At 46.3% G+C, this 7,814-nt stretch carries 11 protein-coding genes; 9 read left to right on the top strand and 2 right to left on the bottom strand.

From position 1 onward, the window contains the following. Nucleotides 1-34 precede the first annotated feature (34 nt). The 9 genes from HQ49_RS01525 (at nucleotide 35) to HQ49_RS01490 (ending at nucleotide 6,586) form a co-directional block, all read left to right on the top strand. Nucleotides 35-364, top strand: a complete 330-nt coding sequence (locus HQ49_RS01525) for a hypothetical protein (protein WP_039418049.1) — start codon at nucleotides 35-37, stop codon at nucleotides 362-364. 700 nt (nucleotides 365-1,064) lie between these two features. Further along, on the top strand, nucleotides 1,065-1,715 hold the full coding sequence (locus HQ49_RS01520) for an NYN domain-containing protein (protein WP_018965094.1): 651 nt from the start codon (nucleotides 1,065-1,067) through the stop codon (nucleotides 1,713-1,715). Between the two features lie 201 nt (nucleotides 1,716-1,916). Beyond that, nucleotides 1,917-3,497 carry a peptide chain release factor 3 gene (locus tag HQ49_RS01515; protein ID WP_039418048.1) on the top strand — a complete coding sequence of 527 codons (1,581 nt, stop codon included), beginning with the start codon at nucleotides 1,917-1,919 and terminating at the stop codon, nucleotides 3,495-3,497. A 32-nt stretch (nucleotides 3,498-3,529) separates the two neighbouring features. After that, nucleotides 3,530-3,748 (top strand): hypothetical protein, encoded by a 219-nt coding sequence (locus HQ49_RS01510; protein ID WP_039418046.1) that lies wholly within the window; start codon nucleotides 3,530-3,532, stop codon nucleotides 3,746-3,748. Between the two features lie 50 nt (nucleotides 3,749-3,798). Further along, on the top strand, nucleotides 3,799-4,506 hold the full coding sequence (locus HQ49_RS01505; RefSeq protein ID WP_039418045.1) for a DUF4271 domain-containing protein: 708 nt from the start codon (nucleotides 3,799-3,801) through the stop codon (nucleotides 4,504-4,506). After that, complete coding sequence (locus tag HQ49_RS01500) at nucleotides 4,497-5,243, top strand: uroporphyrinogen-III synthase (RefSeq protein WP_026292195.1); 747 nt, start codon at nucleotides 4,497-4,499, stop codon at nucleotides 5,241-5,243. Before HQ49_RS01505 ends, HQ49_RS01500 begins: the two co-directional genes overlap by 10 nt. Then, nucleotides 5,240-5,653 (top strand): ribonuclease P protein component, encoded by a 414-nt coding sequence (gene rnpA, locus HQ49_RS01495; RefSeq protein WP_039418042.1) that lies wholly within the window; start codon nucleotides 5,240-5,242, stop codon nucleotides 5,651-5,653. The genes HQ49_RS01500 and rnpA overlap by 4 nt, the downstream gene beginning before the upstream one ends. 5 nt (nucleotides 5,654-5,658) lie before the next feature. Continuing rightward, complete coding sequence (gene yidD, locus HQ49_RS10475; protein WP_021662452.1) at nucleotides 5,659-5,889, top strand: membrane protein insertion efficiency factor YidD; 231 nt, start codon at nucleotides 5,659-5,661, stop codon at nucleotides 5,887-5,889. After that, entirely contained in the window at nucleotides 5,873-6,586 is a 714-nt protein-coding gene (locus tag HQ49_RS01490) for a TatD family hydrolase (RefSeq protein WP_039418040.1), read from the top strand. Before yidD ends, HQ49_RS01490 begins: the two co-directional genes overlap by 17 nt. Here the strand turns inward: HQ49_RS01490 and HQ49_RS01485 are convergent. Next, nucleotides 6,539-7,171 carry a DUF805 domain-containing protein gene (locus HQ49_RS01485; RefSeq protein ID WP_230587323.1) on the bottom strand — a complete coding sequence of 211 codons (633 nt, stop codon included), beginning with the start codon at nucleotides 7,169-7,171 and terminating at the stop codon, nucleotides 6,539-6,541. The two genes, HQ49_RS01490 and HQ49_RS01485, sit on opposite strands and share 48 nt — an antisense overlap. Before the next feature lie 107 nt (nucleotides 7,172-7,278). After that, on the bottom strand, nucleotides 7,279-7,779 hold the full coding sequence (locus HQ49_RS01480) for a thioredoxin family protein (protein ID WP_026292198.1): 501 nt from the start codon (nucleotides 7,777-7,779) through the stop codon (nucleotides 7,279-7,281). Nucleotides 7,780-7,814: the final 35 nt, after the last annotated feature.

Below are 7,814 nucleotides of genomic sequence, written 5' to 3'. Positions count from 1 at the left end.
CCTCTAGGATGGCAAGGCGTTCAAAGTTGCTTAAATGTTTGCCCATAATGGATACTGGTTGCATCCCGCCAACTGTCAACTTTTTTCAGTACACGTCAGGGGCAACTACCTCATCCGTATTTTTACTGATGTACAGCAAGGTCTGACCTCTGCAATTGACTCCCCCTTACTTTCAGTTTTTGCTATATATAAGGAGGAATTGGAGCCGCCAAAGATAATGAATAAGCCCAAAAGCGTCAAAGTCAAGGATTACGTTCACAATCCGGCGGTTTCAAAAGCTATAAGTTTTGCCCCAAAAACACGTGCCAAAAAAGTTTTCAACAACGAAGAAGTGTTTGGAATGGTTCTAAATAAGCACCCGTAAGGAAGCCGAAAGCAAGACAAAAAAGAAAGGGAAACAGATTTTTTCAGATCGAAAAGCCCTTTTCATTAGTTCGAATAGCAATCTATATATTAAGTGTTTTCGTTTTATATATAAATTGTTTTCAATAAATATATGAATCGGAAATGATTTATATGGAAATTGTAGCTTGAGAAGGGCCAATGTAGGAGCTGAAATAAAAGAGGCACGCACCCGATTCGTGGCCGAATTGGGCGCGTGCCTTATGCTTTTAGAGTATGATAGTGACGTTATTCCATGCTATTCATCATGGGGGTAAGCATCGCCTTCTTGGAAGTATGAGAGACGAGGAGTACAAGACCGTACAGAACTATACAGGGAAGCGGATCCGGTGATGGATGAGTATGGGAGTTGAGTGTAGATATTCATTGTCATTTAATCATTTATCAAAGGGTTTTACAAAGGAGTCAAAGTCTCTATTCGTGTATATAACTGCTTGCTGCATGCAAGTGGCTATCGGCATACAAATGTAGCAAAAAGCTCCATTCGAGGGAATCCAAAACAGATCGGAGGTTTGCTCATATCTCTTAAACTTGCGCAAAATTGCATAGCATGTGTAAAGTTTTGCCGAACAAAAAGAAATGTTTAAGTTTGCATTAGATTATCGCCCTTAGGTGGAAAATACTAAGGCTCGCCACCTCAGTAATGGGGTGGCTTATCTTTTATGATAGTTGTGGAAACAGAAGAAAAACAAAAGGTTATTGTCTACATTGACGGTTTCAACTTTTACTATGGATTGAAATCCACCAAACGGTGGCGGAAATACTATTGGCTTGATATAGTCAAGTTATTTGAAAGTTTCATGCGCCCTAATCAGGAATTGATCGCAGTCAAATATTTTTCAGCCAAGCCTGATGATCTGGAACAGAGTCGCCGTCAGAATGCTTTCTTTCAAGCAAATAAAGAGAATCCGAAATTCCGTTTAATCTTAGGTAAATATCTGAAGAAAGAGATCACCTGTTTTAAGTGTGGGAACATTATTCATACGTATGAAGAGAAAGAAACGGATGTGAGAATTGCGACACAGATTGTTGCAGATGCCTATGAAAAGATTTGCAATGTGGCTATCGTTGTTTCCGCCGACAGTGATATGATTCCGGCTATAGAGCTTGCAACACAGGCGCGACAAAAAGTGTTTGTTTATTTTCCACCCAATCAGTACTCAAGCAATTTAGCTTCAATGGGAATTGGACAACCGACTCAATTGAAACGCTACGAAAGCCGGTTCCGCAACAGCCTTTTCCCTGATACCGTTCACCTTACACTATCCAACTATGACTTGCAAATACCGAAAGAATGGAAAGAGTATCAATGAAATTCGCAAATGGGAAGCTAAAATAATTATGCACTACCGGCTATGACACCTAAAATAATAATAAAGGGAGGTATACCGAACAATTCGGATGCCTCCCTTCCTATTTGGGTATCATCCCTTGCGAGAAAATAAAAAAGCCGTTTCCTGCCCTACGGACAAGTTTGACTACCTTTGCGACCTAAATATAGAATCAGCCGAAATATGAGTGCTTACTCGGAAGAAATAAACGCTCGGCGTACTTTCGCCATTATCAGTCATCCGGATGCGGGGAAAACGACTCTGACGGAAAAACTCTTGCTCTTCGGAGGTGCTATCCATGTGGCAGGAGCGGTCAAAAGCAACAAGATAAAGAAAACGGCTACCAGCGACTGGATGGAGATAGAGCGTCAGCGTGGTATATCGGTGGCAACTTCCGTCATGGGATTCAACTACAAGGATTACAAAATCAACATCCTCGATACGCCCGGCCACCAAGATTTTGCGGAAGATACTTTCCGTACGCTTACAGCTGTGGACAGTGTGATCATCGTCATCGACTGCGCCAAGGGGGTCGAGACGCAGACGCGCAAGCTGATGGAGGTTTGCCGCATGCGCAAGACTCCCGTTATCGTCTTCATCAATAAGCTGGACCGTGAGGGACAGGATCCCTTCGATCTGCTGGACGAGGTGGAGGAAGAGCTTCAGATCCGTGTGCGGCCGCTCTCCTGGCCTATCGATATGGGTGCCCGATTCAAAGGCGTGTACAACATATACGAGGAGGAGCTGAATCTCTTTACCCCGGACAAGCAGCGTATCACGGAGAGCGTGGCTTTCAAGGATCTAAGTTCGTCCGAGTTGGGACAATATATCGGTGAGAGTCAGGCTGATAAGTTGCGTGCGGACATCGAATTGATCGATGGCGTTTATCCACCTTTCGACAAAGAGGAATATCTGGCCGGACAGCTTGCTCCGGTGTTCTTCGGCTCAGCACTCAACAACTTCGGTGTACAGGAGCTGCTGAACTGTTTCGTCGAGATTGCTCCTTCCCCCCAGCCGGTGACTGCCGTGGAGAGGAAAGTGGATCCGCATGAGGAGGGATTTACGGGTTTTGTCTTCAAGATACATGCCAACATGGATCCCAACCATCGCAGCTGTATTGCTTTCGTGAAGATTTGTTCCGGTCGGTTCGAACGAAATACGAACTACAAGCACATCCGCCTCGGCAAACAATTTCGATTCAGCAGTCCTACAGCTTTTATGGCGCAGCGCAAGGAGACGGTGGACGAAGCCTATGCCGGTGATATTATCGGTCTGCCCGATACCGGCAATTTTCAGATTGGGGATACGCTGACAGCCGGCGAAGAGCTTCATTTCCGCGGTTTGCCAAGCTTCTCACCGGAGCTATTCAAGTACATTGAAAATCAGGATCCGATGAAAGCCAAGCAGTTGGCCAAAGGGATCGACCAGCTCATGGGCGAAGGCGTGGCACAGCTATTCACCAACCAGTTCAACGGACGCAAGATTATCGGGACCGTGGGGCAGCTGCAGTTCGAAGTGATCCAATACCGTCTGCTGCATGAATACGGAGCGCAGTGTCGTTGGGAACCGATCAGCCTGTACAAAGCCTGCTGGATAGACAGTGACAAACCGGAGGCTTTGGAGGCTTTCAAGAAGCGAAAATCGCAGTATATGGCGAAAGATATTGCCGGACGAGATGTATATTTGGCGGACTCGGGCTATGTGCTGAACATGGCACAGCAGGATTTTCCCGATATACGTTTCCACTTCACATCCGAGTTTTAGGATGATTGAGACAGGATAAATCGGAAAAACAGATGGACAGGAACAAAAGACGTAAGATCCTGGCGCATGCGATTGCATCCTTGATCCTTGGATTGTTTGTCTTTTTCATTGGCCTCATCCTGATTTGGGCAGGCCTTTTGAGCAGCAAGATGGAGGCTCTCTGGATCGCTATCGGAGCCGTAGGTGCCAGTCTTATAGGAGAGCTGATCCGGAAGAGGAACAATCGCAACGATGCTTCGGGCGAATCCTGACCGATAGGGAGTGGCAGCTGAGCCGGAGAATAATCAATGAGGAGAAGGCAATGACAGGACTACCTTTTTGGACCGGACAGATCATATACGACGTATTGATCAGCCTGATACTCTTGCTGTTCAGTGCTCTGGGCGTGGTCGCAACCCGTATTCCACACTTTTTCCTCCGCTTGTCCAATGCCGTTTTGTATGGTCAGGAGCGAGTCTTTCTGGCCCGTATGCCACGGTATATCAGTTATCGACTTTTCGTCTTTATCGGCCGTATCCAAAGCACGTTGTTGCTCTCGATCTGTTGTTTCCTTATATTGGACGACAAGGGGCAACTCACCGATTTAGATTTGTGGGAAAGTCTTTTTTTCTTGGCTTTGCTCTTCTTCCTGTTCTGTTTTTTCTTTTGGCTGTGGAGGATGTTTTATGCCTTGTGGTGCTATTTCTTTGCAGATCGTGAGACTAAGATGATCTGGAGAGGGGGCTACACATTGCTCGAATGGATGTGGGGGATGCTCCTTTTTCCCGTTGCGGTCATCTATCTTTATATGCCACAATTATACTGGCTAAGCTACTTATTACCAGTCATTTTTATACTGTGGAGATTGGTGCTTATCGCTAAAACGATACGATTCTTCTCGATCAGGGAAGTAGGTTTTTTCCACCTTTCTTTGTACCTTTGTGCCCACGAAATTTTACCGTTGGTTTACTTGATTGCCCTATTGGAGTGGTCGGTAAACAATAAAGAGATAATGGCTCTATGGCAGTAAAAGTAAAGAAGATACTCGTTTCACAGCCACAACCCGTAGCGGGTAGGTCGCCTTATTACGATATTGCTCAGAAACATGGCTGTGAGGTCGTGTTTCGTCCTTTCATCCAAGTAGAATCCGTCAGTACCAGAGAATTTCGCAATCAGAAAGTGAATATTTTGGACCATTCGGCCATCATCTTCACTGCACGTACAGCTATCGACCATTTTTTCAGTTTGTGCGAAGAATTGAGAGTCACCGTACCTGAGACGATGAAGTACTTCTGCGTAAGCGAATCGGTAGCAGTGTATCTGCAGAAGCATATCGTCTATCGCAAAAGGAAGATTTTTTTCGGAGCAACGGGCAAACTGGAAGATCTCCTGACGGTTATCAGCAAACATAACAAAGAAACCTACTTCGTCCCCTTGGCTGAGGAGCATAAGCACGACTTGCTGGATATGCTTACGGCCAAAAAGGTAAGTTTCAGTCCGGCCATTATGTATCGTACGGTCAGCAATGATTTCGGACCGGATGAGGCATTGGATCACGATATGATATTATTTTTCAGTCCTTCGGGTATTACGGCCCTGCTGAAAAACTTCCCCAAATTCGAGCAGGGTAAGACCAAGATCGGGGCTTTCGGTCCCACGACAGCCAAGGCCGTCGAAGAAGCAGGTTTGCGGCTCGATCTGTCTGCGCCGACCGAGCAATATCCTTCTATGGCTATGGCATTGGAGGATTACCTCAACGGGAAATGACCTCTCCGGCTACATTCGGCCTATCCAAAAGCGAACGCCTCTATCTTCGCGATGAGATCAATACGGTCTTTGGCGAAGGCAAGGCGTTTGTCGTTTATCCCCTACGCGTAGTCTACCGCTTGGGATCGGAGCATCGGGCTGCATATTCCTCCATGCTGGTGAGCGTAGCGAAGAAAAGGTTTAGGCGAGCCGTGAAGCGCAATAGGGCCAAGCGTTTGGTCAGGGAGGCGTATCGGCTCAACAAACACCTCCTGAACGATGTCCTCCAGGAGAGACAGATCTATGCTACTATTGCATTTATGGTAGTATCGAATGAGCTTCCCGACTTTCGTACAGTGGAGAGAGCGATGCAAAAGAGTCTGATCAGAATTGCCGGAAATATACCTTCATCGGCATTGAAAAGCGAATAAATACCATGCGACTGATCAAGGCTTTTCTCGTGCAACTCTTACTACTCCCCATTTTCTTCTACAAGCGATTTATATCGCCACTTACACCGCCTTCATGCCGGTTTACCCCCTCATGTTCGTCCTATGCCATCGAAGCCTTACGCAAATATGGCCCGGGCAAAGGGCTATGGCTGAGCATCAAGCGTATTCTCCGCTGTCATCCGTGGGGTGGAAGCGGCTATGACCCCGTTCCGTAAAAAGTTTTCTTCACTTAATCTCTGGTATATGGTATTTCTCGACATTCATACCCATTCGTCGGCTCGCAATGATAACGAGATCATTCGAATTCGGAATCTACAACCGAATGAAACCATATCTCCGAATACTTTTTGCTCCATCGGCATTCATCCGTGGAGTGTATCCGAGGATTATAGCGGAGAGTTGGTTGCTGTTCGTGAAGGATTGGGCTGCAGCGAGGTTGTTGCTCTGGGAGAATGTGGGCTGGATAAGGTGTGCAGTACACCGTACGAAAGGCAACGAAAGGCTTTCCTCGATCAAATCGATCTGAGCGAAGAGTTTGGCATACCGGTGTTACTGCACATAGTACGAGCATGGGATGATCTTTTGGCGATCAAAAAGCAGGTAAAGCCTTCACAGCCGTGGATCGTTCATGGTTTTCGGGGAGGAGAAGAACAGGCCTGGCAGCTTATTCATGCGGGTCTATTTCTGAGCTTTGGTTGCCGGTTCAGTCCCGAAGCTCTTCGTCTGTCTTATGAATCCGGTATCGCTCTGCTGGAAACCGATGAGAATATAAAGGATATTCGGGAATGGTATTATGAGGCAGCTGAGTGTATCGGCTGTTCTTTGCAAGAGCTTCAACGCCATACTCTTGCATTGGGGGCAGGCCTATTTCCCCGACTCAGCCTCCATAAGCACTTCGCTTCCGTCCGATAGGGGATCGGGGCCGAAGCGATTTTCACCTTTTGTACCTTTTTCGCACATCATGATCAGAATAAGGATAGAGACGCAAAGATTGGTAAGGCCCAGGAACATGTTGATCATCAACAAGGTTGGAAACTCTCCATCGATAATCTGAAGAAGCCATCGCTGACCGAAAATTGCAGTTAAACCTTCTGCTAAAACCCTTGGGGCAATCGATGCCAGTACCCATAGACCGCTTCTATTCGTGTCATGCAGACGTCTGACCGTTACGGCATAAGCCGGTAACAAGAGGGAAAGATACACCAAGACCTCCACGACCGTGAATATTCTTACAGCAAGATTTGTATCGATCGTATGACGAAAAATGACAGCAAGAGGGATGGCCACTGCCAGCGGTATAATCAAAGCAATGAGATAAAACAGGGTAAAGAACCAGAACTCTTTCCGACGGGCACGGCCCTTGAAGTCGACATATTTGCGGAGACAAAGTATGAACCAACGCATAGTGGTAAAAGATAAGAAAGGGGAGACAATTATTTCATCGGCAAAAATATATCTTTTTGGCGGGTAGATAGAAGCTGCGAATATAAATCTCATATAACGGTGGCCGAGGATTGGCCACGAAAAAGCCTGTCCATGCTTTGCCGATAGGGCATACACGGACAGGCTTTTGTCTTTATGGTCTCTTTGTGGTGAGACTCTGATTATTGCATGATCTTGGCAATAGCCTCTTCGATGTTCTCCATCGGCAGATTGCCCATCGTTTGTGTCGGTATTCCTTTTACCGGTACGAAAAGAACCATCGGAATGCTTCTGACACCGAAAATCCCTGCCAACTCTTTTTCTTTGTCCACATTGATTTTATAGACGGTGAGCTTACCGGCATATTTCTTGGCCACCTCTTCCAATTTGGGCGAAAGGCTGCGGCACGGGCCACACCAGTCGGCATAGAAGTCTATAATAGCAGGCTTATCACCTTTATAGACCCATTCTTGGGGATTGGCTGTGTAATCATATATATGTTCGCGCATGTATTCAGCCGTGATATGGATGATTTTGCCTCCTTTTTCTCCCTTGCTATCGGCAGAGACGGTTTCTTCTTGACGAGTGTCATTCTTGGAAGTACAGGATGCAGTCATTGTCCCCACTGAGAGGAGTAGCAGAGAAGCCAAGAGGATCGCTTTTGTGCAAATGTTCTTTTTCATCTTGTTTCGTTTGAGTTTGTTCTTGTTCTACTTGC

Source organism: Porphyromonas gulae, assembly GCF_000765945.1.
Lineage (GTDB): Bacteria > Bacteroidota > Bacteroidia > Bacteroidales > Porphyromonadaceae > Porphyromonas > Porphyromonas gulae.
Note: the sequence above shows the minus strand (reverse complement) of the source record. Positions and strands in the feature narration are given on the sequence as shown.